This window comes from Dactylosporangium sp. NPDC051087 (assembly GCF_055586325.1).
Map to the genome: position 1 here is coordinate 293571 of NZ_JBVJIJ010000009.1, position 24787 is coordinate 318357.

Consider the following 24787-nt stretch of genomic DNA (forward strand, 5'->3'; position numbering starts at 1 on the left):
CGGCGTGCTGATCGGCCGCGGGCCGGTCACGGCTCGGATGACGCCTGCGGCGGAAGGGCTTCCAGCGCGGCGGCCAGCGCGGCGCGGGAGGTGATGCCGAGCTTCGGGAAGAGGCGGTGCAGGTGCGCGCCGACCGTGCGGTGGGACAGGAACAGGCGCTCGCCGATCTGCTTGTTGGTCAGGCCGGTCGCGGCGAGGCCGGCGATCTGCCGCTCCTGCGGAGTGAGCGCCGCGGCCGCGCCGGAGCGGATGCCGCCCGCCGCGACGCCCGCGGCGCGCAGCTCGTTGCGGGCGCGGTCGGCCCAGGGACGGGCGCCGAGGCGGTCCATGCTCTCCAGGGCGTCGCGCAGCTGGATCCGGGCCGCGGTGGTGTCGCGGGTGCGGCGCAGCCATTCGCCGTAGGCGAGCCGGATCCTGGCCTGCTCGAACGGCCACTGGCCGGCGCCGGGCAGCGCGAGCGCCGTCGCGTAGAGCCGGTCCGCGTCGGGGTCGGGGGCGGCGAACGCGGCGGCGCCGGCGGTGAGCAGCGCGGTGCGGCCGGACACGGCGGCGAGCCCGGTGTCCCGCGCGGCGGTCACGTGTGCCCGCGCCTCGTCGAGGTGTCCGATGTGGACGGCGGCGTCGACGCAGTCGAGGACCATCCACCGGCCGGGGACGCCGAGGCTCGGGTGGCCGGCCGGGTCGACCCGGCAGGCCTGGAGGTAGGCGTCCTCGTAGTCGCGCCGGCTGAGGGCATCGACCGTGCGGGCCTGCCACACCAGGGCCTGGGTGAGGCCGACGCCGCGCGGCGCCGCCCAGCGGGTGACCTCGTCGGTCAGGTCGAGGGCGCGGGCGTGGTCGCCGCGGTACGCCGCGATCAGCGCCAACCGGCACCGCAGCTGCCCTTCGAGGAGGTGGTAGCCGTCGGCGCGGGCGATCTCCAGGGCCTCGGTCGCCAGCCGTTCCGCCTCGTCCCACTGCCCGTGTGCGATCGAGTCGACGCTGAGCATGAGCAGCCCGGCGATGACGACGGTGACGATGCCGCCGTCGCGCTCCCGGTCGATGATCCGGTGGCACAGGTGCCGGTACCCGGCGAGGGCGTCGAGCTCGACGGCGGCGTAGGCGAGGGGGATGAACTGCCACGGCGCCGGGTCGGTGGACAGGTCCTCGAACGCGGCCGAGAGCCGGCGCAGGACGGGATCGGCGGTGCCGACCGGGTCGGCGTAGGCGTCGTAGCACAGCCGCAGCGCGGTCACGGACCGCGGGTCGAAGCGGGTCAGCGCCGCCCGCAGCAGCTCCCAGGGCTGCGAGCGTCCACTGTAGACACACACGAACAGCAGGGCGTAGAGCACGCCGTAGGCGTCCCAGCCGTCGCCGGGGCAGGGGGCGCAGTCGAGGTCGTCGAGCGCCCGGGCGAGGAGGCGGTGGGCGGCGTCGACGTCACCGTCGCCGTTGGTCAGCAGGTGGGCGGTGGCGGCGAAGACGAGCCCGGTGGCCGTGTCGGTGGTCTGCCCGGCGTCGCAGAGCAGCTTCGGCACCTGGTCGAGCTGGCCGGTGACGTTGGCGAGGAACGCGGCCTCGACGAGGCGCCGGGACCGTTGCCCGGGCCGGTCGCTGAGCTCGCTGGCGCGCACGAGCGCGCTGACCGCGCCGGCGGCGCCGCCCCGCGGCCGGCCCGCGGGACCGCCGGTCCAGGCGGCCTGGGCGACCTCGTCGAGCGCGCGGGCGACCGCCTCGTCCGGCCCGGTCGCGGCGTCGGCGAGATGCCGGGCGCGGCGTTCGGGTGCGGTCCCGCGGGCGGGAGCGGCGGCGAGGGCCCCGGCGAGGGCCTCGTGCGCGTGCCGCCGCTCGTCGGCGGAGGTGAGCTGGACGGCCGCGGCGCGGATCAGCGGGTGGCGGAACGCGAGCCGGCCGCCGGCCTCGTCGACCCGGACCAGCCCCGCCCGCCGCGCCGCCGACAGGTCCCGCAGGTCGGCGTGCGGGCCGGCGGCGGCCCGTACCGTGGCGACGTCGGCCTCCGCGTCCAGCGCCGCCAGCAGGAGCAGCGCCCGGGCCGGCGGGCCGAGCGGGGTGAGCCCGGCGGCGAACGCCGCCTCGAGGCGGTCGCTGAGCGGCAGGAACGCGGGCAGGGCGACCTCACCGGACCGTTGCCGCGGCGTCAGGGACCCCGGCAGCTCCATGAGCGCGAGGGGGTTGCCGGCGGCGTCGTCGAGCAGCCGCCGCCGCACGATGCCGGGCAGCCCGGGATGGTGCGAGTCCAGCAGCGCCGCCGCGGCCCGCGCGGGCAGCGGGCCGACCGTGCGCTCCGGCAGCCGCATGTCGTCGAAGACGCCGCCGTCGCGGGCCCGGACACCGGTGCGGGCCGCGGCGAGGAACCGCGCGTGGGTGCCGGCGACGCGGCGGGCGAGGAAGCCCAGGACGGTCGCGCTGGCCGGGTCGACCCACTGCACGTCGTCGACCACCACCAGCAGCGGGCGGCCGGCCGCGATCTCGTTGACCAGCGCGAGCACGGCCGTGGACAGCACGAGCGGGCCGGTGTCGCGGGCGCCGGAGCGGCCGAAGACGTGGGCGAGGGCGTCGCGCTGGTCGTCGGGGAGCCGCCCGGCGACGTCCCTGGCGGCGTACAGCATCTGGTGCAGCGCCGAGAAGCGGATCTCCGACTCGAACGGCGCGCCGGCCGCCCGCAGCACCCGCGCCCCGGCGGCGGTGGCCCGGGTCACGGCGGCGTCGAGCAGGGCGGTCTTGCCGGCGCCCGGGTCGCCGCGCAGCAACAGGCTGGGCCCGGGCGGGTCGGCCCCGGCGAGCAACGCGTCGATCGTCCGCAGGTCGGATGTCCGGCCCCGCAGCTCGCACGGCTCGGGCCTGGCCACGTCAGGACCCCCGGTCACAGGGTGCGACATCACATCCACGGTAACCGGGATGCAGTCATCTGACCCATGCCCCGGGCCGGGGGACCGCCGCAACATTCATGGGTAGCCACATACCGGATGAGGAGAAACCATGCGGGTACTGATGATCGCGCCGCCCGGAGCCGGCAAAGGCACGCAGGGGGCCAGGATCGCCGCCCACTTCGGGGTGCCGCACCTGGCGACCGGCGACCTGCTGCGCCGCCATGTCGCCCTCGGCACACCCGTGGGCCGGCGGGTGCGGGAGCATCTGGACCGCGGCAGCCTGGTGCCGGACGACGTGATGCAGGACCTGGTCCGCCGCGCGCTGGCGGACGCGACGGCGGCCGGCGGCGGGTACGTGCTCGACGGCTACCCGCGGACCCCGGCGCAGGCCTGGGCGGCCTACCGGATCGCCTCGACGATCGGGGCGACCGCCCAGGTCGCGCTGCACCTGCGCACCGACGACGACGAGGTGGTCCGGCGGCTGCTGGCGCGGTCCGCGATCGAGCACCGCACCGACGACACGGAGCCCGTCATCCGGCGGCGGCTGGCCCTCTACCACGAGGTCACCGAGCCGATACTGGACTGGTACGACCGCCGCGGCATCCTGCTGTCGGTCGACGGGATGCCGGAGCCGGACCGGGTGACGTCGACGATCGTGTCGGCGCTGCGGGTCAGCAGGCCCCGCCCCGGTCCGGTCCCCGAACTGATCGCGGCGTAGGCCGTCAGCTCCGGTTCAGCCGCTGCACCACCGCCGAGCCGTCGTAGACGTTCGCGCCGAGATAGCCGCTGCTGTACGCGGTGTCGCTGGCGTCGATGACGGGCGTGGTGCCGTTGCCGAGGTACACCTTGATGCTCGCGCCGACCGCGACCACCTTCAGGTGGTAGGTGCGCCCCGGCACGATCGCCGTCGGGTAGGTGCCGATGTCGCGGCCGGGCCGCCACAGCTTCACCACCCCGGACGCGTCGATGTTGGCGGTGTAGTGCTGGGTGGCGTCGGCGTTGGCGCGGAAGGTGAGCGCGGCGGCGGTACCGTTGACGATCGTCAGATCGCCCTCGTAGGTGAGGTCCGCGGCGACGGTCCGGCTGAGGTAGAACGTGTCGCCGGAGCCCGTGCCGTGCGCGCCGGCCCGCGGTGCCGTCGTCGTCCAGGTGCCGTTGACCGGCTGCCACGGCCCGGCGAGGTTGGTGACGAAGCCCGGCCCGTTGAGGGTCAGGTTCTGCACGGTGCCGGTGCCGTTGAACACGTTCGCACCCAGGTAGCCGGCGGCGTAGGCGGTGTCGGTCGCGTCGATGACCGGGGTGGCGCCGTGGTCGAGGTACACCTTGATGCTCGCCCCGGCCGTGACGACCTTCAGGTGGTAGGCGCGTCCCGGCACGATCGCGGTCGGGTAGGTGGCGATGACCCGGCCGGGCCGCCACAGCTTCACCACCCCGGACGCGTCGATGTTGGCGGTGTAGTGCTGGGTGGCGTCGGCGTTGGCCCGGAAGGTGATGGCGGCGGCGGTACCGGACGCGATCGTCACGTCGCCCTCGTACGTGAAGTCGGCGGCGCTCGTGTTGCTCAGGTAGAACGCGTCCCCGCCGGCGGTGCCGCGCTTGCCGGCGGCGGCGTCGCCCCAGGTGCCGCCGGCGGCGTGCCACGGCCCGGCGAGGTTGGACTCCAGGACCGGCTCGCCCTGCCCCCAGGCGGAGCGCAGCCGGTGGAACTCGGCGGAGACGAGCCGCGCCGAGCCGCCGGTGGCGAAGAGCCGGATGCCCTGGCTGGTGGCGGCGGAGTTGAAGTTGACGTTGTCGGTGTAGGAGAGCCGGCCGTCGTTGCCGAACACCTCCAGCTGGCCGCGGTCGACCAGCAGCCGCATCTTCACCCGTCCGTTGACCGGTGCCAGGGGGGCGCCGTACAGGGTCTGCGCGGCCCGGTCGTAGGCGACGGCCCGGTCGTAGCCGCCGTCGGCGCGGCGGTGCAGCTGGAAGCCGAACTGCGTCGCGGTGCTCGCGCCGACGTCGAACTCGGCGAGGATCTCGTACGTGTCGGCGGTGATCCCGGCGAACGGGTCCGTGGCCGGGTCGCCGGTGACGGTGCGGTTCGACCACGTCGTGGTGCCGTAGCGCAGCGAGGCGATCTCGGCGACCGGGTTGCGGGTGATCCGCGGCCCGGACGGCGTGCTGACCAGGCGCAGCTGCGCGGGGAACGACGCGTTGCCGGTCCACGTGGCGCCGTGGTTGCCGGGCTGCCAGGCCATCTGCACGGTCCGGCCGTCGGGCATGTTGTTGAACACCAGGCCCGCGTAGAACGAGCCGTCGAATCCGTTGCGGCCCTGGTCCATCCGCTGCGGCGCGGTGAAGTCGGGCGTGAACGTGGTGCCGTCGAAGCCGCCGGTGACGTATTCGGCGGACGCGTCGGTCATGACCCACCGCGTGTTGGCGGCGTTGCCGTCCACGGCGAGCGGGAAGAAGTCGGGGCACTCGAAGAGCCACCCGGCGCCGAAACGGCTGCGGTAGGTCCAGTCGAGCAGGTTCGTCGACGTGTAGACGTTGACGCCGTTGCCGCCGCCGTCGGACCAGACGACCATGACCCACCGGTTGCGGGCGGCGTCCCAGCCGACCTTCGGGTCGCGGCTGGTGCCGGACGGCACGACGACCTTGCGGCCGCGGTCGTAGCTCTGGAACGTGCGGGCGCCGTCGGTGCTGTAGACGATGGAGACCCCGTTGGTGCCGGTGAACGCGACGATCGGGGCGTCGGCGCCGGTCTTCAGCCCCGACGCGTTGGCGGTGTCCACCACCCCGGCGCCGGAGAACAGGTCGCCGGGGTGCACGCCCGGCTCCAGCGAGACGGGCTTCTGCGTCCAGTGCACGAGGTCGGGGCTGGTGGCGTGCCCCCAGTGCATGGTGTCCCAGCCCAGGCCGTGCGGGTTGTGCTGGTAGAAGAGGTGGTACTGGCCGTTGTAGTACAGCGGTGCGTTGACGTCGTTCATCCAGCCGCTGCGCGAGCTGAAGTGGAACTGGCCCCGGAAGGGCTCGTCGTAGGCGGCGGTGGCGGGGTAGGGGAACTCCGGATAGTCGCTGGACGGGCTCGCGCTCGCCGGGGCGGGCCCGAGGACGGCGGCGAGGAGCGCCAGCGCGAACAGGATGGGGAACCGAACGAAACGCATGGCGGTGGTCCCTTCGGCAGATCGACCGGTAGGGTTGAGGAAACGTTTCCTGGCGGGTGTTCGACAGTGTGCTCCTCATAGAGAAAGATGTCCATACATGAGCGACCGTGGGCGGGCCACGATGAAGGACGTCGCGGCCCTCGCCGGTGTCGGGCTGGCGACGGTCTCCCGGGTCATCAACGGCGTGCCCGTCGACCCCGGTCTCACCGGCCGGGTGCTCGACGCCGCCCGGCAGCTCGGCTACCGCAAGGACACCGCCGCGACCAGCCTGCGCCGCGCGGACCGGCGCACCAACACGATCGGCCTCGTGCTGCAGGACGTCGCCAACCCGTTCTCCTCCGCCCTGCACCGGGCCGTCGAGGACGCCGGCGTCCAGCGGGGGCTGCTCGTCCTGGCCGGCAGCAGCGACGAGGAGCCGGAGCGGGAGCGGGAGCTCATCGGCGTCCTGCTCACCCGGCGGGTCGACGGGCTCATCGTCGTGCCGACCGGCGCGCCCGACGGCGAGCTCGCCGCCGCGCACCGCGACGGGACCCCGATCGTGTGCGTCGACCGCGCGTCACCGGTGTCCGGCATCGACACCGTCACCGCCGACAACCGCGGCGGCGTCGCGGGTGCCGTGCGGGCGCTGTACGCGCTGGGCCACCGCCGGATCGGGTTCGTCGCCGACCACACGACGCTGTGGACCGCCCGCGAGCGCCATCAGGGTTTCGTCGAGGCGACCACCGAGCTGGGCTGCCGGGCGCGCCCGGAGTGGGTGGGCCGGGACGTGCACACCGAAGAGGCGGCCCGCCAGGCGGTGACCGCGATGTTCACGGCCTCGCCGGCGCCGACCGCGCTGGTGACCGCGCAGAACTGGTTGACGGTCGGCGCCCGGCGGGCCCTGGTCGAGCTCGGCCTGCACCACGCGGTCGCGCACGTCGGCTTCGACGACTTCCCGCTCGCCGACATGCTCGACCCGCCGGTCTCCGTCATCGCGCAGGACCCGGCGGAGCTGGGGCGGCGGGCGGCGCTCATCCTCCTCGCCCGCCTCGACGGCGACGACGCGCCGGCCGGGACGGTGACGCTGCCGACGCGGTACGTCGCCCGGGGGTCGGGGGAGATCCCGCCCCCGGGCGACTGACCGGCTAGCTGGGCCTGACGCTCGCCGACGGCCCCGGCACCGGGGTGTCGTCGCCCGCCGGCACCGGCCGCGTGCCGTCCGCCGAGGACCACAGCACCATGACGGTCGTGTCGATCGGCGCGGTGTCGAACACGATCCAGTCGCCGGGGACCTCCTCCGCCGGGGCGGCCAGGGACCTCGGCCCGACCCGGTACTCGGCCGTCATGCCCTTCGCCGCCAGGATGGTGCGCGCCTCGGCGACGGTCTTGCCCAGCAGGCTCTCGCCGACCTCCCGCTGCTGCGTGGAGCCGCCCTCGACGGACTCGCCGGGCAGCGGGGTCCGGCCGAAGGCGACCACGGCGTAGGAGCTGAAGTCCAGCGGCACCTTGAAGCCGACCTGGCACGACCCGTTGGCGCTGCACCGGCCGGGGTTCTCGATGGCCTCGAGGCCGGGTGCTCCCGACTCCTCGAACACCACCTTGCCGACGTTCTCCGGGTTGGCCGGGACCAGCTCGATCTTGATGTCGAGCCCGTGCCTGCGGAGTTCGTCGTTGTACCGCTGAGCGTCGGCGGCCGGGTCGTTGATGATGACGGTGAGGTACCCGGCCCGCTCGGAGAACGTGAGCGCCGCGTTGGCCGGCTCCGGCGTGGACAGCAGCGAACCGGCCACCAGCGCCACGACGGTCAGCCCGGCCGCGACGGGGGCCGCGATGAAGAGCCGCCGGCGCCAGTCCGTCGCCGGGGGAGCGGCGTGCAGGATGTCGCGCAGCAGCTCGTCGGAGGCGGCCTGCGCGGACGCGGGGACGTGCACGGTGGGGGAGAGCAGCCGGATCAGGTGGTCCTGCTCCTCGTCGAGGTCAGTCATGGGCGCTCCTGGTGCGACTGGTGAGGGACGGGGACCGCAGTGCCTCGGCGAACCGGCGGCGGGCGCGGTGCAGGCGGATCCGGGCGGCGTTGACCGAGCAGTCGAGCGCGACCGCGAGGTCGTCGGCGGTCAGGCCCTCCCAGGCCACCAGGCGCAGCACCTCCCGGTCGCCCTCCGGCAGGGCGCGGAACGCGTGCGCGATCTCCGGCGGCACCGCCGGCTCGATCGCGGTCGCCCCGGCGAGCTCCTGGCGCAGCCGCGCGCCGAGGTCCGCGCGGCGCCGGTCGGCGCGCTGATGGTTGGCCATGACGTTGCGGGCGACCCCGAACAGCCACGGTCTGCCCTGACCGTCGGGGATGTCGTCGATGCGGCGCCAGGCGATCAGGAACGTGTCGGCGACCACGTCGGCGGCCGACTCGGGCCGGTCGACGCGCCGCAGGGCGTAGCCGAGCAGGTCCTGGTAGCAGGACCGGTACAGGGCTTCGAAGCGGGCGGCGCTGGGGGCTCGTGCCAAGGGTGGCTCCCATCGTGCTGAGGCGGGGTCGTGGTGGTGTGCTGCCTCTACATGTCCGCCCGGCGCCGTTCATTTCACGCCTTCAATCGTCTGATCTTGCCCGGTGTTCCCCTTCAGGCCGCAACCCCGGCGCCGATAGGTCTCTTGGTGGGCGTGTACCGGACACACGGCCCGCCCGGGAGGACAGAGCTGTGAGTGTTGAAGCGGCAACCCGCGGTGGTGGCCCCGGCGACGGCACCGCCGGTGACGCGACGCGCTACCTGACCTTCACGTTGAACGGCGAGTCCTACGCGCTGGACATCTTCCACATCACCGAGATCCTCGAATACCGCAACCTCACCGTCGTGCCCATGACGCCCGACTTCGTCCGCGGCGTCATCAACCTGCGCGGCCGTGCGGTCCCGGTCATCGACCTCGCGATCCGCTTCGCCAAGGGCGCCACCAGCATCGCCAGGCGCACCAGCATCATCATCGTGCACATCCGCGGCATGCCCGGCTCCGACGACTCCGGCGCCGCCGACGGCAGGGTCACCGGTCAGGACGTCGGCATCCTCGTCGACGCGGTCAGCAAGGTCGAGGCGTTCACCGCCGAGGACATCGAGCCGGCCCCGGCGTTCGGCGCCGGCATCCGGGCCGACTTCATCAGCGGGATGGCGAAGCGCGACAACGACTTCATCATCGTCCTGGACATCGACCACGTCCTGTCGCTGAGCGACATGACGGACCTCGCGACGGCTGCCACGCCCGACGGCGCGGACGAGAACGGCGGGGGCGGCCGGGCGACCCGGCCGTCATGACCGGGTCACTGGCAGGGGTGTCATGACACGGGCACTGGCCGGGCCCACGCAGATCACCACCGCCGAGTTCCAGGCCGTCAGCCGGTTCCTGCACCAGCGCACCGGCATCCGGCTCGCGCCCGGCAAGGAGACCCTGGTGCAGGGCCGGCTGGACAAGCGGCTGCGCTCGCTCGGGCTGTCCAGCTACACGCAGTACCTGCAGGTGATCCAGTCGCCGCAGCAGAGCGCGGAGACCCGCCAGGCGATCGACCTGCTGACCACCAACGAGACGTTCTTCTTCCGCGAGCCGCGGCACTTCGAGTTCCTCGGCCAGGTCATCGCGCCGGCACACCGGTCGAGCCGGCCGTTCCGGCTGTGGAGCGCCGCCAGCTCCAGCGGCGAGGAGGCCTACAGCGCGGCGATGGTGCTCGCCGACGCGCTGCCGAACACGCCGTGGGAGATCGTCGGCACCGACATCTCCACCCGGGTCGTCGCCGGGGCGGCGGCCGGCATCTACCCGATCGCGGCCGCGGAGCGCATCCCGACGCCGCTGCTGCGCCGGTACTGCCGCAAGGGCCGGGCCGAGTACGAGGGCCTGATGGCGATCGACCGGACGCTACGGGCGCGGACGACCTTCCTCGGCGCGAACCTCCTCGAGGACCTGAGCCGGCTCGGCCGGTTCGACGTGATCATGCTCCGCAACGTGATGATCTACTTCGAGGCCGACACCAAGGCGCACGTGATCGGGCGGCTGCAGGAGATGCTGTACCCGGGCGGGTACCTCATCGTCAGCCTGTCCGAGACGCTCAACGGCATCCCGTCGCGGCTGCGGCCGGTGCAGCCGTCGATCTATCACCTCGCCGGAGACGGCGTTGGCTAGGACGAACGAGGTCTTCCTCAGCCCGGGCGAGTTCCACTTCGCCGGGGCCGGCACCCGCATCCGCACGGTGCTGGGCTCGTGCGTGGCCATCACCCTGTGGCACCCGCGGCTGCGGGTCGGCGGAATGTGCCACTACCTCCTCGCGCATCGCGCCGCGCCGCCGACCGACCATCCGCAGCTCAGCGGGCGCTACGCCGACGAGGCGGTCCAGCTGTTCCTGGCCGAGCTGCGGCGCAACGGCACCCGGCCCACGGACTACCAGGCGAAGATCTTCGGCGGCGGCGACCAGTTCCCCGGCCGCAAGCGGGGCACCGCGCCGCACGTACCGCAGGACAACATCGAGATCGGTCTGCTGCTGCTGCGCGAGCACGGCTTCCAGATCGCCGCCGAGCACCTCGGCGGGACCGGGTCCCGGCAGCTGGTCTTCGACCTCGGCACCGGCGACGTGTGGCTGCAGCACACCGAGCACCGCGGCAACCGCGACCAGCCGCGCCGCCGCGCCGCCCGGAGCGGGTCATGACCGGCAGGACGATCAACGTGGTGATCGTCGACGACTCGGCGGTCGTGCGGCAGGTGCTGTCGCGGCGGCTGGCCGAGACGCCCGGCATCGAGGTGCTCGGCGTCGCCTCCGACCCGATCTTCGCGATGACCCTGATGAACAAGGCCTGGCCGGACGTCGTCGTGCTGGACATCGAGATGCCCCGGATGGACGGCATCACGTTCCTGAAGAAGATCATGGCGACCCGGCCGACGCCGGTCGTCATCTGCTCGACGCTGAGCCAGCGCGGCGCCCGCGCCACCATGGACGCCCTCGCGGCCGGGGCGGCCGGTGTCCTGCCCAAGCCCACCACCGGGCTGAAGCAGTTCATGGCCGACGACAGCGGCGACATCGTCTCGGCGGTCAGGGCCGCGGCGGCGGGCAAGGTCGCCCGCCTCAACCGCACCGCGCCGGCCGCCGCGCCCGCCGCCGGCGCGCCGCGCCCGGCGGCACCGGCGGCGGGCGTGGTCTCGGCCGGGCGGCTCATCGCGATCGGCACCTCCACCGGCGGCACGCAGGCTCTGGAGACCGTGCTGACGGCGCTGCCGCGCAACAGTCCCGGCATCGTGATCGTGCAGCACATGCCGGAGAAGTTCACCGCCGCGTTCGCCGAGCGGATGGACATGCTGTCCGCGATCGAGGTCCGTGAGGCCGCCGACGGCGACCTCGTCGCCGACGGGCTGGCCCTCGTCGCGCCCGGCGGACGGCACCTGCAGGTCGTCACCGACGGCGCCCGCTTCCGGGTCAAGGTCAGCGACGGCCCGCCGGTCAACCGGCACCGGCCGTCGGTCGACGTGCTCTTCCGGTCGGTGGCGAAGGTCGCCGGCCGCCGGGCGCTCGGCATCATCATGACCGGGATGGGCGACGACGGCGCCCGCGGCCTGCTGGAGATGCGGACCGCCGGCGCGCTCACCGTCGCGCAGGACGAGGCCACCTGCGTCGTGCACGGGATGCCGAAGGAAGCGGTCCGGCTGGGCGCCGTCGACCGGGAAGTGCCGCTGACCGCCATCGCTGAGGTGATCCGTACCCATGGTTGAGTTCCTGATCGCAGTCCTCGCCCTCGCCGCCGGACTCGGCGCCGGCTACCGGCTCGGGACCGGCGGCGCCCGGCGGGCCGCGCGGGAGGCGGCGGCCGCGCGCGCCGAGAACGCCGACTACGAGCGCAGCGTCACCGAGTTCGCCGGCGCGGTCGCCCCGGTCTGGTCCAGCCAGATCGAGTCGTCGCGGACCCAGATGGAGGAGGCGGTCGGCGCGGTGACGACCGAGTTCAGCCAGATCGTCGACAACCTCGACTCGGTGCTCGCCTCCTCGAGCGCCGCGCTGGAGGACAGCCACGGCGGCGGCTCGCTGGAGCGCGGCCGGCAGCGGCTCGGCAGCGTCGTGAACACCCTCGACTCCGCGCTGACCTCCAAGCAGGAGGCGCTGCGGGACCTCGAGGCGCTGCTCGGCCTCAACGACGACCTGAAGCAGATGACGTCCGAGGTGGCGCAGATCGCGGCGCAGACCAACCTCCTGGCGCTCAACGCCTCCATCGAGGCCGCCCGGGCCGGCGAGGCGGGCGCCGGCTTCGGCATCGTCGCGCTGGAGGTGCGGCAGCTGGCGGAGCGGTCGTTCCAGACGAGCGAGCGGATGGCGCGCAGGGTCGAGAGCATCGCCGCCGCGATCGCCGCGGCCCTGGCCAAGGCCGAGGGCGACGCGGAGCGCGAAGGCGCCGCCGTCACCCGCGCCAACAGCGAGGTGAGCGAGGTCCTCGACGACCTCGGCACCGTGTTCTCCGGACTGCGGGACTCCTCGGACCAGCTGGAGCGGGCCGCCGTCGGGATCCGCGCCGGGGTCGCCGGCGCCATCGTCAACCTCCAGTTCCAGGACCGGATCGGCCAGGTCCTGGAGCACCTCAGGGAGAACATCGACCGGATGCCGGTCGTCGTCGCCGAGGCGCGGGAGGGCCGGGCGGTCGGCCGGCCGCTGGACGCGCAGCGGCTGCTCGACGAGCTCGCGGCCACCTACACGATGCACCAGGAGCGGGAGGCGCACCTCACGGGCGCCAAGGCCACCGCGGTTCCCGAATCAGAGATCACGTTCTTCTAAGGGGGGCACTGATGTCGAAGACCATTCTGATCGTCGATGACTCGGCGTCGGTTCGGCAGGTCGTCACCATCGCGCTCCGCGGCGCGGGCTACGAGGTGGTGGCCGCCACCGACGGCAAGGACGCGCTGAAACAGCTCGACGGCCGGCGCATCCACCTGATCATCTCCGACGTCAACATGCCGAACATGGACGGCATCACGCTCGTCGGCGAGGTCAAGAAGCTGCCGAACTACCGCTTCACCCCGATCATCATGCTCACCACCGAGTCGCAGGAGGAGAAGAAGCGGCAGGCGCAGGCGGCCGGGGCGAAGGCGTGGGTCACCAAGCCGTTCCAGCCCGACCAGATGCTGGCCGCCGTGTCGAAGCTGGTCATGCCATGACCGGGCCGGAGCGCAGCGGAGCGCCCGGGCATCATCGGCGCAGTGTCGGGTCAGGTCGACGCCGGAGCGCAGCGGAGGTGGCGGCATGACCGGGCCGGAGCGCAGCGGAGTGCCTGGGCATCATCGGCGCAGTGTCGGGTCAGGTCGACGCCGGAGCGCAGCGGAGGTGGCGGCATGACCGGGCCGGAGCGCAGCGGAGTGCCTGGGCATCATCGGCGCGGTGTCGGGTCAGGTCGACGCCGGAGCGCAGCGGAGGTGGCGGCGTGACCGCGGGCCCGCGCCGGCTGGAGCTCGACGGCGAGCTGACCATCGCCATGGCCGCCGACCAGCAGGCGCGGCTGCGGGCGTTCCTGCGGGAGGGCACCGGGCCGGCCGAGCTCGACCTGTCCGGCGTGACGGAGCTGGACACCGCGGGCCTGCAGCTGCTGCTCGCCGCCCGGCGCGAAGCGGCGCAGCGGGACACCACCCTGACCTTCCTGGAGCCGAGCCCGGCCGTCCGGGAGGTTTTCGCCACCGCGCACCTCGTGCCGGAACTGCTGTCCGCCGATCCGGCGAAAGCCCTGTCCTCGACGGACGCCTGAGGAGGAGCCCGACCGTGACCGACGACCTCAGCGACGCCCTCGACACCTTCATCACCGAGGCGCGGGAGCTGCTGCAGGACTTCGAGGAGGGCCTGCTCGGCCTCGAGGACGACCCGAGCGCCGGGGACACCGTCAACGCGCTCTTCCGCACGATGCACACCCTCAAGGGCTCCGCGGGGCTGTTCGGGCTGCACCATCTGGTGGCGTTCACGCACGTGGTGGAGACCGTCCTGGACTCGCTGCGCGAGGGCGAGCTGACCGTCACCGCCGAGCTGGTCAGCGCGCTGCTGCCGTGCGGCGACCACGTCTCCTCGATGGTCGAGGGCGTCGCCGCCGGCCGGCTGGACGCGACACCCGCCGAGACCGCCGACGGTGACCGGCTGCTCACCGCCCTGCAGCCGTTCCTCACCGACGGGGCGGCGCACACCGGTACCGCCGCCGCCGACGACAAACCGGGCGGCGGTGCGGTCAGGACGTGGCGCCTCACGCTGTGGTTTGGGCCCGACAGCCTGCGCAACGGCATGGACCCCCTGTCGTTCCTGCGCTACCTGGCCACCATGGGCACCGTCACCCGGGTCACGACGCTGACCGACCAGCTGCCCGAGCCCGACCTGATGGACCCGGAGACGTGCTACCTGGGGTTCGAGGCCGAGTTCGTCAGCGGCGCGCCGAAGACCGAGATCGAGGGCGTCTTCGACTTCGTCCGCGAGGACGGCCAGATCGCGATCGTGCCCGCCGACGACTACGTCACCGTGATCGAAGGTCTCCCCGACCAGGACAGGCTCGGCGACCTGCTCATCCGCAGCGGCGCCGCCACCGACCTGGAGATCGCCCGGGCGCTGCAGATCCAGCAGGAACGCAACCGGTCCGGTGACACGCTGCCGCCGCTCGGCGAGATCCTCATCGAGACCCGGGCGGTGCCGAAACCGGTCGTCGACGCGGCGCTCGGCAAGCAACGCAAGACCGCCGACAGCCGGTCGCAGGAGACCCAGACCATCCGCGTCTACGCCAACCGCCTCGACAAGCTCATCGACCTCGTCGGCGAGCTCGTCATCGCCCAGTCGAGCGTGGGCATCCACCGCCGCGACGGCGACGGCTACTCCGAGGCGCAGGGCGAGGTCATGCGGCTCGTCGAGGAGGTCCGGCACAGCGCGCTGTCGCTGCGGATGGTGCCGATCGGCACCACGCTGCGCCGCTTCGAGCGGGTCGTCCGCGACGTCTGCGTCGACCTCGACAAGGACGTCGACCTGGTCATCACCGGCGGCGAGGCGGAGATGGACAAGGCGCTCGTCGAGCGCATCGGCGACCCGCTGCTCCACCTGGTCCGCAATGCCCTGGACCACGGCGTCGAACCCCGCGCGGAGCGGGACCGGGCGGGCAAGCCGGCCCGCGGGAAGCTGCGGCTCAACGCCTTCCACGACGCCGGGTCAATCGTGATCGAGGTCGCCGACGACGGGCGCGGGCTCAACCGCGACCGCATCCTGGCCAAGGCCGTCGACCGCGGCATGGTCCAGGCCGGGGCGGTCATGACCGACGGCGAGGTCTTCGACCTGATCTTCGAGCCGGGCTTCTCCACCGTGGAGACGGTCTCGAACCTGTCCGGCCGCGGGGTCGGCATGGACGTCGTGCGCCGCAACATCGCCGAGCTGCGCGGCACCATCGAGGTCGAGACCGCGGCGGGGGAGGGCACCACGTTCCGCATCCGGCTGCCGCTCACGCTCGCCATCATCGACGGGTTCCTGGTCGGTGTCGGGTCGTCGGCGTTCATCGTGCCGCTGGACCGCGTCACCGAGTGCGTGGAGCTGCCGCCGAACGCCGCCGGGCGGGACTGCATGTACCTGCGCGGCGAGGTGCTGCCGTTCATCCGCCTCCGCACGATCTTCGACATCGACGGGCAGCCGCCGCGCCGGCAGAACGTCGTCGTGATCGAACAGTCGGGGCAGCGCGCCGGCCTCGTCGTGGACACCCTGCTGGGGCAGTTCCAGACGGTCATCAAGCCGCTGGGCGTGCTGTTCAGCGAGGCGCGGTGCATCAGCGGCTCGACCATCCTGGGCAACGGCGAGGTGGCGCTGATCCTCGACGTCGGCCCGCTGGTCGCGGAGAACGTGAGCCGCGAGCAGGTGCTCGTGTAGCCGCCCGGCACCCGTTCTCGGTAATCGTTCTCGGTACCGGTGCTCAGAACCGGTCGAACTTGCTCTCGTCGATCTCCGTCACCGCGACGTCGGCCCGCGGCGAGTACTGCGCCGCGCTGTAGTTGAGGTTCTTCGCCTGCGTCGTCTCCCGGTGCGGGCGCGCGGTGTTCACCGGGCGGCGACCGCCGCTGCCGGTGGTGAAGAACGACATCATGTTCTGCAGCTGGTGGGTCTGCGCCGCCATCTGCTCCGCGGTCGCCGCCAGCTCCTCGCTCGACGACGCGGTCTGCTGGGTGACCTTGCCGATCTGGGTCATCGCGATGTTGATCTGGTGCACGCCGGTCGACTGTTCGCCGCTGGCCGCCGAGATCTCCTGGACCAGGTCCGACGTCCTGGTGATACTCGGGATGATCTTGTCGAGGAGCGCGCCGGCGTGCTCGGCGGTCGTCATGCTGCCCGCCGCCAGCTCGCTGATCTCCTGTGCCGCGATCTGGCTGCGCTCGGCCAGCTTGCCGACCTCGGTCGCCACCACGGCGAAGCCCTTGCCGTGCTCGCCGGCCCTGGCCGCCTCGATGGTGGCGTTGAGGGCGAGCATGTTGGTCTGGAACGCGATGTCGTCGATGATGCCGATCCGGCTGGTGATCTGCTTCATCGCGTCGAGGGTCCGCTGCACCGCGCCGCCGCCGTCCTGCGCCTCGGTCGCCGCGGTCGTCGCGATGCTCTCGGTGGTGCGGGCGTTGTCGCTGTTCTGGGCGATCCCGGCGGTCATCTGCTCGATGCTCGCGGTCGTCTCCTCGACGCTGGCGGCCTGCTCGGTCGCGGCCTGCGACAGGCTCTGCGAGGCGCCGCTGATCTGGCTGGACGCGTGGCTGAGCTGGGTCGCGGAGTCCACGACGGTGCTCACCGTGTCGGCGAGCCGCTCCAGCGCGCTGTTGAGCGCCGTGCCCATCCGGCCGACCTCGTCCCGGCTCACCACGGTGACCCGCCGGTCCAGGTGACCGTCGGCCATGGCGGACAGCACGGCGACCGTCTCGTTGAGCGGCTTGGAGATCGCCCGGCTGATCATCAGCACGATCGTGAACGCCAGCACCAGCGCCACCACGATCAACCCGATCGAGAGGACCCGCGACGAGTCGTACGCCGACTTCGACTCCGACAGCGTCGCCTTCGCCGCCGTGTTCTCCAGCTCGACGAGATTGTCCAGCGCGGTGCCGATCGCGCCGGCGAGCGCCGCGCCCTGGCCCTTGGTCACCTTGTTGAAGCCGTCGTAGTCGCCGGCCTTCGCCAGTGGGATCAGCGTGCTGTTGAGCAGTTCCCGGTAGGACTTCCACGACGTGGCGAACGACTCCCGGTCATCGCCACCCGTCTGCCCGCCGGTCCCGTTGAACGTCTGCCAGCTCGTGTCGAGCCCCTCGACGGCGCCCCGCAGGGTCTGCTCGGCGGCGTCCTTCTCCGCGGGCGTCTGCGCGAGCGCGACGTCGCGCAACATGAACCGGACGTCGCGATAGTCGGAGCTCACCTCGTCGATGTTCTGCACGGTCCGCAGATTGTTGTTGTACAGCAGGTCGAGGCGCTCCTGCGCGTCGCCGAGCTGGACCAGCCCGAACACGCCGATCGCCAGCAGCAGCACCGACACCACGCCCGCCAGGCTGCCCAGTTTCCAGGCAACGGACAGGTCGCGGAACCCGGAGCGGCGCCGTTCGCCGGTTGCGTCTGCCATTCCCGGCCTCCTCTGGAGTTGGGTCTGCCCTCTGCTCATCGGCGTCACGCGGCGACGGTCTGAGCATTTCCGCCACGTTCGTCGCGTCCTCCGACCGGACGGGACCCGCGGGCCTGTTGACCGGTGTCGCCTCCGCTCGGTACATTCGCCGCCGCGAGCCGTGGTGGGAGCCGAGCGGTGTGGACGCGGCAGGTGTGCCGCGTGTCCGGCTCTTGCTCACCCTCACTCGGAGGCTCGATGTCTGTGTCAGCCCGTGTCGCCGCGGCCGTGCTGCTGCTTCCCGCCCTGTCCGCCGTTCCCGCGCCCGCCTCGGCGGCCGTGCCGGACGTCGGTTGCGACTATCGGTTCGCCGCCTGGAACGGCGGGTTCGTCGCGGACCTCACCATCACCAACCACGGCCCGGCCATCGACGGCTGGACGGCGCACTGGACGTTTCGCACCGCGACCGGCAACCTCGGCGCCTGGCAGGCGCGGATGGTGCAGCCGGACCCGTTCTCGGTGACGGCGACGAACATGTCCTTCAACGCGGTCATCGACACCGGCCGGTCCGTCCGGTTCGGCTGGACCGCCTCGGCCGCCGCGACGGAGGCCCCGTCCGACCTGACGGTCAACGGCATCCCCTGCTGAGGCCCGCCGCGGCTGAAGCCCCCGGTGGCGGCGGCGCCGTCCGGCCTGACGGGTCAGCGGCGTTCCCTGCTGACGGCTGCCGTGGTGGCGGTGGCCAGGTCGTCGAGGCCGGCGAGGGCGGTCGTCAGGCCACGGCGGTCGCCGGTGCGTTCGGCGAGGTCGCGGGCGGCCGTGAAGCGGTGTCCGGCGGCGCCGGGGCGGCCGGTGGCGAGGAGCACGGCGCCGAGGGTGTTGAGCGTCTCGACCTCCAGGCCGCACTCGCCCGTGGCGCGGGCGACGGTCAGGGCGCGGCGCAGATGGCTCAGGGCCTTCGGGTGGTCGCCGCTGCGGTGGTACGCCGCACCCAGCGTCCCGTGCGCGGTGCCCTCGCCGCCCCGGTCACCCGACGCCAGGCACCGGTCGAGGGCCTGCCGCAGGTGGGTCAGGGCGTCCTCGTGGCGGCCGGTGACGCTGTACACCGCGCCGAGGTTGCCCAGTGCGTAGCCTTCCAGGCGCCGGTCGCCGAGGTCGGCGAACCCCGCGGCCGCCTGCTCGAGGTGCTCGGCGGCCTCGGCGTGCCGGCCCGCCCGGTGCAGGGTGAAGCCGAGGTTGAGCAGCTGGGCCGCCGCGCCGTGCCGGTCGCCGAGTTCCTGGTACGCCGCGAGGGCCTCCCGCAGCCGCGCGACGGCTTCGTCGTGGTCGCCGAGCCGCTCGTGGACCAGTGCCAGCCGGGCCGTCGCCCGCGCCGCACCGGCGGCGTCGCCGGCTCGGCGGTGCCCGTGCAGCGACCGTCCGAAGTGGACCCGCGCCCGGTCGTGGTCGCCGAGGATCCAGTGGACGGCGCCGAGGTTGGTGTGGGCGCCGGCGTCGTCGTCCGCGGCGGCCGCGGTGTGCAGCGCGAGGGCGTCCCGGTGGTGACCGCCGACCTCCAGGTACCGCCACAGGAGCCGGGAGAGGCGCACGGCGTCACCGGTGCGGCCGGGCAGGCGGGCCAGTGCCACGAGCCCGGCCCGGTGCCGGTCGAGCCACCGCGCGGCCTCGTCCGGACCGTCCATGGCGGAGCCGGGTGGGGCCTCGAACGGACCGTCCAAGGTGGAGCCGGGTGGGGTCTCGAACGGGAAGAGGGTGCCGACCGCGGCCGCCGCGGCGGCCAGGAGCTGCGCGGTGAGCCGGTCCAGCGCGGCCCGCGCCTCGTCCTCGGGGAGCCGCGCGGCGAGGTCGGCACTGTAGGCGCGCAGCAGGTCGTGCATCTGGAAACCGCCCCCGGCCGGCTCCACGAGGTGCGCGCGGGCCAGCTCGTCGAGCGCGGGCGCGCCGCCGGTGAGCGCGGCCGTCGCGGCGGCGTCGAAGACCCGGCCGGGGTGCAGGCCGAGCAGCTGGAAGGCGCGCGCCGCGGCCGGGGTGAGGTGCCGCAGCGACCACGAGAACACCGACCGCAGCGCGGTGCGCGGGTCGTCGCCGGCGTCGAACGCCGCCAGGTCCGGCACCCCGCCGTCCGGCGGCGCGGGTCGCGGGACCGGCCGGGCCGCAGCGATCCGCAGCGCCAGCGGCAGACCGGCGCAGCGTGCGGCGAGCCCGTCCGGGGCGTCGAGGCGGCGCAGCAGGGCGACGGACTCGGCCCGGTCGAGGCGGCCGAGGTGGACCGGGTGGGCGCCGTCCCGGGCGACCAGGCCGCCGAGCGTGGACCGGCTGGTCACCACGACCGCGCAGGTCGCCGTGCCGGGCAGCAGCGGCCGGACCTGGTCGGCGCCGGAGGCGTTGTCCAGCAGCACGAGCAGCCGCCGGCCGGCGACCTCGGACCGGTAGCGGGCGGCCCGCTCGTCGGTCGCGGCGGGGATGCCGGACGCGGGGACGCCGAGGGCGTGCAGGAAGCCGGCGAGGGCGTCACCGGCGGCGGCGGGCTGCCCCGGGTCGTACCCGCGGAGGTCGACGAACAGCTGACCGTCGGGGAACCGCTCGGCGGCCCGGTGCGCCCAGTGCACCGCGAGCGCGGTCTTGCCCACCCCGGCGGTCCCGGCGATCAGCACGACCCGGCCCCCGGCGGCGGTGGAGAGCTCGGCGAGGTGCGCCGCCCGGCCGGTGAACGCGGGCACGTCCGCCGGCAGCTGCCTCGGCACCGGCCGCCGCGCGGCGGGTGCCGGCGCGGACGGGGGCGGCGCGCTCAGCCGGCGGCGCTCCTCGACCTGGTCGCGGGCGGTGGCCAGGGCGCCCTGCTCGGCCGGCGACGCGCCGAGCAGCCGCACCAGCGTGTCGAGGCGGTCGGTCGGCGGCAGGACCCGGCCCGACAGGTACCCGCCGATGATCCCGTGCGACCAGCCCGTCGCCGCCGCGAGGTCCCGGTAGGTGAGCTCGGCGCCGCCGCGCCGGCGGGCGTCGCGGCGGCGCAGTTCGCGCAGCAGCCGCGCCAGGTCGGCGGTCGCGCGCACGGCCGCGACCGCGTCCGGCGCGAAGGGAGCGGCACGGGCGTCGATGCGGGCAGCGTAGGCCGGTCGCGGCCGCGGTGCGCGGGGCGGAATGAGGCGACGACCCCGCGCACCAGGTCACGGCGCTACACCACGGTGCAGGGGATGCCGTTGAGCGTGAAACTCTCCGGCGGTGTGAACGGGGTGGCGCTGCCGGTGAAGCCCGCCGTCGCCTGGCTGCCGGGGCTGATCGTGCTGCCCCACACGGCGGGCGTGAGGGTGCCGGTGGCGCCGGAGCGGGTGACGGACCCGCCGAAGACGCTGCCGACGACCGCGGCCGGCGCGAGGGTGAAGCCGACACTCCAGCCGCTGACGGGCGCCGCGGTCGAGTTGGTGACGGTGACCGTGACGGTGAAGCCCGGGCTGTACAGGATGCGCTGCACCTGACAGGTCGGTGCGGCGGTGATGGCGAGCGTGGTGACGGTCGAGGGCGCCGACCGGGCGGACAGGTTGCCGCGGGCGTCGAACGCGACGACGGCGAACGTGTAGGCGGTGCCGGCCGACAGCCCGGTGACGCGCTGGAAGCGGCTGAACGCGTCGACGGTGCGGACGGTCGTCCAGCCGCCACCGGTCAGCTGCTGCAGGTGGTACCCGGTGACCTGGACGTTGTCGGTCGACTCGCCCCAGACCACGGACACGCCGGTGGTGGTGACCGTGCTGAACAGCGGCGCGGTGGGCGCCGACGGCGCGACCGTGTCGGGGCCGGCCAGGGTGGTGAACGTGATCGGCGCCGACGGCGGGCTCGCGGTGTACCCGGACGTCTCCGACGGCAGCGAGTACACCCGGAACGTGTACGCGGTGCCCGGTTGCAGGCCGGTCAGGGCGAGACCGTTGAAGAGGCCGCGGGCGTACTCCGTCCACGCGCCGCCGACCTTGCGCTCGACCACGTCCTGGACGGCGAAGAGGTCGTGCGACCAGGACAGGTCGGCGCTCGTGTCGGCCACGTGCAGCACCTGCGCCTGCGTGGGCGCCGCGAGGGCGGTGCCGGCGAGGGCGGGCGCGGGAACGAGCGCCGGAACGAGCGCCATGAGCCCGGCGGTGAGCAGGGCGAGGAACCGGGACAGTCTCATCGTGAGCCTTTCGATGCGGTGGGGTCACGCCGTGTCCATGCTCAGCGCCGCGCGGCACCGCCCGCCCGCGATCCTGGACGGCGTCGGACAGCGTTGGACAGCCGGCCGGCCGCTGCGGGAGCTCGCCCCGCCGTTCCTGCACGACATCGTCGCGAGCCCTTGACACGGGGGAGCACGCTGGCCGGGTCCCCGACGGATCCGCGGAGGATCGTATGGACCCGAACACCGTCGCCAGGTGGGTGTCGCCGCTCGCCGTGGCCGCCCTCGTCATCGCCGGCGCGCCCGCCGCGTCCGCGCATCCCGTGCTCGCGCCCGCCGTGTTCGACCCGGTCTCGGTCGGGTGGGGGTCGGTCCGGGACGCGACCGAGGAGCAGCTGCACGACAGCGTCGACGCCCGCGTCGCCCAGCACATGATCATGACCGACCTGGAGGCCGACGGCACCGCCGCCGGTCCACGGTTCGGGGCGGTGTACCAGCGCAACCTCGACGGGCGCCGGTGGATCGTCGATGTCACGCTCACCGAAGCGGAACTGGCGGCCGGGCCCGACAACGACTGGGAGCCGGGGCTGCGCCTCGCCGACGTCGAGAGCTACGTCCGCGACGGCGTGCGCACCTACGCCGCGCTGTGGGTCGAGGACCTCGAAGGCCTCACGGTCGACGCCAAGCACGACCTCACCTACGACCAGGCCGTCGCCTACTACGACGAGCAGCGGCGCACCCGGATTCCCGTGGACGTCGACGTGTACCCGTACGGCAGCGGCGTGCGGTACGCGCTGATCTGGCTCGACAACCCGTCGGGCCTGTCGTGGCGGCTGCACCTGGACCAGTCGTCCGCGCAGTTCGCGACGAGCTTCGACGGCAACTCCGGCGACGGCTACCGGCCGCTCATGCTCGACTCCGCGACCCGTGCCGACGCCGGGCAGCGATACGCCTCGATCTGGCTGTACAACGGCAACGGGCGCGGCTGGAAGGAGCGGCGCGACCTGACGGCGGCCGGATACGGCACCTGGTGGGACACCTACGCCCGCGACGGCTACCGGCTCATCACCTACGAACGCTACGAGACCGCGGCCGGCGTCCGGTACGCCGGCGTCTGGCGGCAGAACTGAGGCGCCTCCGGTGGCGGTGACGGCCGCCGGAAGGTAAGAGTGTGCGATGGACTGGACCGTCATCCCCACGCTGCTGCTCGCCATCTTCCTCGGTGCCGCCGTCGGCCTGGAGCGGGAGATCGGCGCCCAGCCCGCCGGACTGCGCACCCACATGCTCGTCGCCGCCGGCGCGGCCCTGTTCACCATCGCCGGCAAGGAGGCCGGCACCGACCCGACACGTATCGCGGCGCAGGTCGTGACCGGCATCGGGTTCCTCGGCGCCGGCGCCATCTTCAAGGAAGGCGTCAACATCAGCGGCCTGACGACCGCGGCGTCGCTGTGGGTCACCGCCGCGATCGGCCTGGCGACGGGGCTCGGGCTGCTCTGGGCGGCGGGCGCCGTCACCGTCCTGGCGCTCGGCGCGCTGTGGGTGTTCAAGGTGGCGGAGGCGAACTGGCTGCCCGACCGGCACCGAATCCAGGTGACGCTGACCCTGTCGCCGGACTTCCCACTCGACGTGGTGGAGCGGGAGGCGCTCGAGGCGCTGCCGAGCGCGCACGTGCTGCGCGTCGACTACGCCGGGCACGACCAGTCGCTCGTCCTGACCGCCCGCGGCGACAACAACACGTCCCTGCCGGCGATCGCGGAGTCGCTGCGCCTCCTCGACGGCGTGCAGGGCGTGGAGATCGCCCGCTGACCTGTCATCAACCGGCCGGTTGACGCCGCGGGCCGCCCGCCGGTCGATGTGCCGGCCACCCCGGGCCGCGACGCTGAGGGCATGTCGACGACCGTCACCGCCGGTCCGCTGCCGCCGGCGCAGCGGGTCATCGCCCCCGATCTCGGCCGGGGGCTGCTGCTGCTCGCGATCGCGCTGGCCAACGCGGCGCTGTACCGCCACGGCCCCGCCTACGGCATCCGGCTGCACCCGCTCGGCGGGACCGCGCTGGACCACGCCGTCGGGGCGGTGCTGGTGACGTTCGTGGACGGGCGGGCCTACCCGCTGTTCGCGGCGCTCTTCGCCTACGGCACGGTGCAGCTGTCCCGGCGGCACGCCGGCGGCGCGGCGAGGCTCGTGCGGCGCCGGGCCGGGTGGCTGCTGGTCCTCGGGTCCGTGCACGCCGTGGCCCTGTTCTCCGGCGACGTGCTGGGCACCTATGCCCTGCTGTCGCTGGTCCTGCTCGCCCTCGCCGGCGCCCGCGACCGCACGCTGCTGTGGCTGGGCGGGCTGTGGCTGCTGCCGACCGCCGTCATCACCGCGCTCGTGTACGGCATCCGCCCCGCCGAACCCGGCCGGCGGCAGTATCTCTGGTCGATGGCGATCGCCGACCCGCTCGAGGCGCTCGCCTGGCGGCCCCTGGAGTGGTTGATGACGCTCCCGGCGATGGCCGGCGTCGGCTCCGCTGCGCTGGCCGGCGTGTGGGCGGCACGGCGGCGGATCCTGGAGTCGCCCGCGGAGCACCGGCCGCTGCTGCGCCGGGTCGCGGCGACCGGGATCGGGCTCGCCACCGCCGGCGGCGTCCCGACGGCGCTGGCGGTCGCCGGCTGGTGGCGGCCGGGGGACGGCACGCTGCTGGTCGTCAGCGGCCTGCACGGGGTCACCGGTGTCGCCGGCGGGCTCGGGTACGCCGCGCTGATCGGCCTGCTCGCGGCCGGGACGCGGACTCCGCCGGCCGGTCTCGGGGTGTGGCGGGCGCGCGTGATCCGCGCGCTGGTCGCGACCGGCCGGCGGTCGCTCAGCATGTACCTGGCGCAGTCGGTGGTCTTCGCCGGGCTGTTCACCGCGTGGGCCGGCGGTCTCGGCGACGACCTCGGCGCTGCCGCGGTCGCCGGGATCGCCGTGCTCACGTGGGCCGCGACCGTCGCGGCGGCGGTGCTCCTGGAGCGGCGCGGGACGCGCGGCCCGGCCGAGGTGCTGCTGCGGCGCCTCACCTACCGGTGAACCTTCCGGCGGGCCCGCCGAGCGGGCAGG

At 73.8% G+C, this 24787-nt stretch carries 22 protein-coding genes; 15 read left to right on the top strand and 7 right to left on the bottom strand.

The genetic code is table 11. The features are described from left to right. Positions 1 to 26: 26 nt before the first annotated feature. A complete protein-coding gene (locus tag ACZ6TV_RS19590; RefSeq protein WP_465298619.1) occupies positions 27 to 2879 on the bottom strand; it encodes a helix-turn-helix transcriptional regulator in 2853 nt (950 codons plus the stop codon). Positions 2880 to 2979: 100 nt separating this feature from the next. Here ACZ6TV_RS19590 and ACZ6TV_RS19595 point away from each other — a divergent pair, with 100 nt between their 5' ends. Beyond that, entirely contained in the window at positions 2980 to 3588 is a 609-nt protein-coding gene (locus ACZ6TV_RS19595) for an adenylate kinase (protein ID WP_465298620.1), read from the top strand. 4 nt (positions 3589 to 3592) lie between these two features. Here the strand turns inward: ACZ6TV_RS19595 and ACZ6TV_RS19600 are convergent, their stop codons facing one another. After that, entirely contained in the window at positions 3593 to 6019 is a 2427-nt protein-coding gene (locus ACZ6TV_RS19600) for a glycoside hydrolase family 32 protein (protein ID WP_465298621.1), read from the bottom strand. Positions 6020 to 6116: 97 nt separating this feature from the next. On the opposite strand from ACZ6TV_RS19600, the gene ACZ6TV_RS19605 reads away from it, so the two are divergent. Beyond that, positions 6117 to 7139 carry a LacI family DNA-binding transcriptional regulator gene (locus tag ACZ6TV_RS19605; RefSeq protein WP_465298622.1) on the top strand — a complete coding sequence of 341 codons (1023 nt, stop codon included), beginning with the start codon at positions 6117 to 6119 and terminating at the stop codon, positions 7137 to 7139. Between the two features lie 4 nt (positions 7140 to 7143). Here the strand turns inward: ACZ6TV_RS19605 and ACZ6TV_RS19610 are convergent, their stop codons facing one another. Together ACZ6TV_RS19610 and ACZ6TV_RS19615 are read right to left on the bottom strand one after the other, a co-directional pair. Further along, positions 7144 to 7983, bottom strand: coding sequence for a hypothetical protein (locus ACZ6TV_RS19610; protein WP_465298623.1), 840 nt, complete (start codon positions 7981 to 7983; stop codon positions 7144 to 7146). Then, positions 7976 to 8497: an RNA polymerase sigma factor gene (locus ACZ6TV_RS19615; RefSeq protein WP_465298624.1), complete on the bottom strand. Its 522-nt coding sequence runs from the start codon at positions 8495 to 8497 to the stop codon at positions 7976 to 7978. Before ACZ6TV_RS19615 ends, ACZ6TV_RS19610 begins: the two co-directional genes overlap by 8 nt. Before the next feature lie 191 nt (positions 8498 to 8688). Here ACZ6TV_RS19615 and ACZ6TV_RS19620 point away from each other — a divergent pair, with 191 nt between their 5' ends. From ACZ6TV_RS19620 to ACZ6TV_RS19655, 8 genes are all read left to right on the top strand, one after another. Next, positions 8689 to 9294 carry a chemotaxis protein CheW gene (locus ACZ6TV_RS19620; RefSeq protein WP_465298625.1) on the top strand — a complete coding sequence of 202 codons (606 nt, stop codon included), beginning with the start codon at positions 8689 to 8691 and terminating at the stop codon, positions 9292 to 9294. Positions 9295 to 9316: 22 nt separating this feature from the next. Next, positions 9317 to 10153, top strand: coding sequence for a CheR family methyltransferase (locus ACZ6TV_RS19625; RefSeq protein ID WP_465298626.1), 837 nt, complete (start codon positions 9317 to 9319; stop codon positions 10151 to 10153). Then, the gene (locus tag ACZ6TV_RS19630) at positions 10146 to 10673 is read left to right on the top strand and encodes a chemotaxis protein CheD (protein ID WP_465298627.1); all 528 of its coding nucleotides are present in this window, start codon (positions 10146 to 10148) and stop codon (positions 10671 to 10673) included. Before ACZ6TV_RS19625 ends, ACZ6TV_RS19630 begins: the two co-directional genes overlap by 8 nt. Next, on the top strand, positions 10670 to 11728 hold the full coding sequence (locus ACZ6TV_RS19635) for a protein-glutamate methylesterase/protein-glutamine glutaminase (RefSeq protein WP_465298628.1): 1059 nt from the start codon (positions 10670 to 10672) through the stop codon (positions 11726 to 11728). The genes ACZ6TV_RS19630 and ACZ6TV_RS19635 overlap by 4 nt, the downstream gene beginning before the upstream one ends. Further along, complete coding sequence (locus ACZ6TV_RS19640) at positions 11721 to 12779, top strand: methyl-accepting chemotaxis protein (protein ID WP_465298629.1); 1059 nt, start codon at positions 11721 to 11723, stop codon at positions 12777 to 12779. The genes ACZ6TV_RS19635 and ACZ6TV_RS19640 overlap by 8 nt, the downstream gene beginning before the upstream one ends. A gap of 11 nt (positions 12780 to 12790) precedes the next feature. Continuing rightward, entirely contained in the window at positions 12791 to 13159 is a 369-nt protein-coding gene (locus ACZ6TV_RS19645) for a response regulator (protein WP_465298630.1), read from the top strand. A 263-nt stretch (positions 13160 to 13422) separates the two neighbouring features. Beyond that, positions 13423 to 13740, top strand: coding sequence for an STAS domain-containing protein (locus ACZ6TV_RS19650; protein ID WP_465298631.1), 318 nt, complete (start codon positions 13423 to 13425; stop codon positions 13738 to 13740). Positions 13741 to 13754: 14 nt separating this feature from the next. Then, positions 13755 to 15872: a chemotaxis protein CheA gene (locus tag ACZ6TV_RS19655; protein WP_465298632.1), complete on the top strand. Its 2118-nt coding sequence runs from the start codon at positions 13755 to 13757 to the stop codon at positions 15870 to 15872. Between the two features lie 43 nt (positions 15873 to 15915). Here ACZ6TV_RS19655 and ACZ6TV_RS19660 read toward each other — a convergent pair whose 3' ends face one another. Then, positions 15916 to 17592 (bottom strand): methyl-accepting chemotaxis protein, encoded by a 1677-nt coding sequence (locus ACZ6TV_RS19660; protein ID WP_465298633.1) that lies wholly within the window; start codon positions 17590 to 17592, stop codon positions 15916 to 15918. Between the two features lie 237 nt (positions 17593 to 17829). On the opposite strand from ACZ6TV_RS19660, the gene ACZ6TV_RS19665 reads away from it, so the two are divergent. Further along, complete coding sequence (locus ACZ6TV_RS19665; protein ID WP_465298634.1) at positions 17830 to 18219, top strand: cellulose binding domain-containing protein; 390 nt, start codon at positions 17830 to 17832, stop codon at positions 18217 to 18219. A 53-nt stretch (positions 18220 to 18272) separates the two neighbouring features. Here ACZ6TV_RS19665 and ACZ6TV_RS19670 read toward each other — a convergent pair whose 3' ends face one another. Both ACZ6TV_RS19670 and ACZ6TV_RS19675 read right to left on the bottom strand, forming a co-directional pair. Next, positions 18273 to 20624: an ATP-binding protein gene (locus tag ACZ6TV_RS19670; RefSeq protein ID WP_465298635.1), complete on the bottom strand. Its 2352-nt coding sequence runs from the start codon at positions 20622 to 20624 to the stop codon at positions 18273 to 18275. 122 nt (positions 20625 to 20746) lie between these two features. Continuing rightward, positions 20747 to 21730 carry a cellulose binding domain-containing protein gene (locus ACZ6TV_RS19675; RefSeq protein WP_465298636.1) on the bottom strand — a complete coding sequence of 328 codons (984 nt, stop codon included), beginning with the start codon at positions 21728 to 21730 and terminating at the stop codon, positions 20747 to 20749. A gap of 1 nt (position 21731) precedes the next feature. On the opposite strand from ACZ6TV_RS19675, the gene ACZ6TV_RS19680 reads away from it, so the two are divergent. From ACZ6TV_RS19680 to ACZ6TV_RS19695, 4 genes are all read left to right on the top strand, one after another. After that, on the top strand, positions 21732 to 21893 hold the full coding sequence (locus tag ACZ6TV_RS19680) for a hypothetical protein (RefSeq protein WP_465298637.1): 162 nt from the start codon (positions 21732 to 21734) through the stop codon (positions 21891 to 21893). A 49-nt stretch (positions 21894 to 21942) separates the two neighbouring features. Beyond that, positions 21943 to 22839: a hypothetical protein gene (locus tag ACZ6TV_RS19685; RefSeq protein ID WP_465298638.1), complete on the top strand. Its 897-nt coding sequence runs from the start codon at positions 21943 to 21945 to the stop codon at positions 22837 to 22839. Between the two features lie 46 nt (positions 22840 to 22885). Then, positions 22886 to 23515 carry an MgtC/SapB family protein gene (locus ACZ6TV_RS19690; RefSeq protein ID WP_465298639.1) on the top strand — a complete coding sequence of 210 codons (630 nt, stop codon included), beginning with the start codon at positions 22886 to 22888 and terminating at the stop codon, positions 23513 to 23515. Between the two features lie 81 nt (positions 23516 to 23596). Further along, positions 23597 to 24757 carry a DUF418 domain-containing protein gene (locus ACZ6TV_RS19695; protein WP_465298640.1) on the top strand — a complete coding sequence of 387 codons (1161 nt, stop codon included), beginning with the start codon at positions 23597 to 23599 and terminating at the stop codon, positions 24755 to 24757. Positions 24758 to 24787 lie beyond the last annotated feature (30 nt).

Excerpts from the sequence above, each read along its gene's own strand:
- ACZ6TV_RS19590 (WP_465298619.1), bottom strand. The coding sequence starts at position 2,879 with ATGTCGCACCCTGTGACCGGGGGTCCTGACGTGGCCAGGCCCGAGCCG.
- ACZ6TV_RS19635 (WP_465298628.1), top strand. The coding sequence starts at position 10,670 with ATGACCGGCAGGACGATCAACGTGGTGATCGTCGACGACTCGGCGGTC.
- ACZ6TV_RS19675 (WP_465298636.1), bottom strand. The coding sequence starts at position 21,730 with ATGAGACTGTCCCGGTTCCTCGCCCTGCTCACCGCCGGGCTCATGGCG.
- ACZ6TV_RS19640 (WP_465298629.1), top strand. The coding sequence starts at position 11,721 with ATGGTTGAGTTCCTGATCGCAGTCCTCGCCCTCGCCGCCGGACTCGGC.
- ACZ6TV_RS19605 (WP_465298622.1), top strand. The coding sequence starts at position 6,117 with ATGAGCGACCGTGGGCGGGCCACGATGAAGGACGTCGCGGCCCTCGCC.
- ACZ6TV_RS19660 (WP_465298633.1), bottom strand. The coding sequence starts at position 17,592 with ATGGCAGACGCAACCGGCGAACGGCGCCGCTCCGGGTTCCGCGACCTG.
- ACZ6TV_RS19625 (WP_465298626.1), top strand. The coding sequence starts at position 9,317 with ATGACACGGGCACTGGCCGGGCCCACGCAGATCACCACCGCCGAGTTC.
- ACZ6TV_RS19695 (WP_465298640.1), top strand. The coding sequence starts at position 23,597 with ATGTCGACGACCGTCACCGCCGGTCCGCTGCCGCCGGCGCAGCGGGTC.
- ACZ6TV_RS19600 (WP_465298621.1), bottom strand. The coding sequence starts at position 6,019 with ATGCGTTTCGTTCGGTTCCCCATCCTGTTCGCGCTGGCGCTCCTCGCC.
- ACZ6TV_RS19645 (WP_465298630.1), top strand. The coding sequence starts at position 12,791 with ATGTCGAAGACCATTCTGATCGTCGATGACTCGGCGTCGGTTCGGCAG.
- ACZ6TV_RS19610 (WP_465298623.1), bottom strand. The coding sequence starts at position 7,983 with ATGACTGACCTCGACGAGGAGCAGGACCACCTGATCCGGCTGCTCTCC.
- ACZ6TV_RS19595 (WP_465298620.1), top strand. The coding sequence starts at position 2,980 with ATGCGGGTACTGATGATCGCGCCGCCCGGAGCCGGCAAAGGCACGCAG.
- ACZ6TV_RS19665 (WP_465298634.1), top strand. The coding sequence starts at position 17,830 with ATGTCTGTGTCAGCCCGTGTCGCCGCGGCCGTGCTGCTGCTTCCCGCC.
- ACZ6TV_RS19685 (WP_465298638.1), top strand. The coding sequence starts at position 21,943 with ATGGACCCGAACACCGTCGCCAGGTGGGTGTCGCCGCTCGCCGTGGCC.
- ACZ6TV_RS19690 (WP_465298639.1), top strand. The coding sequence starts at position 22,886 with ATGGACTGGACCGTCATCCCCACGCTGCTGCTCGCCATCTTCCTCGGT.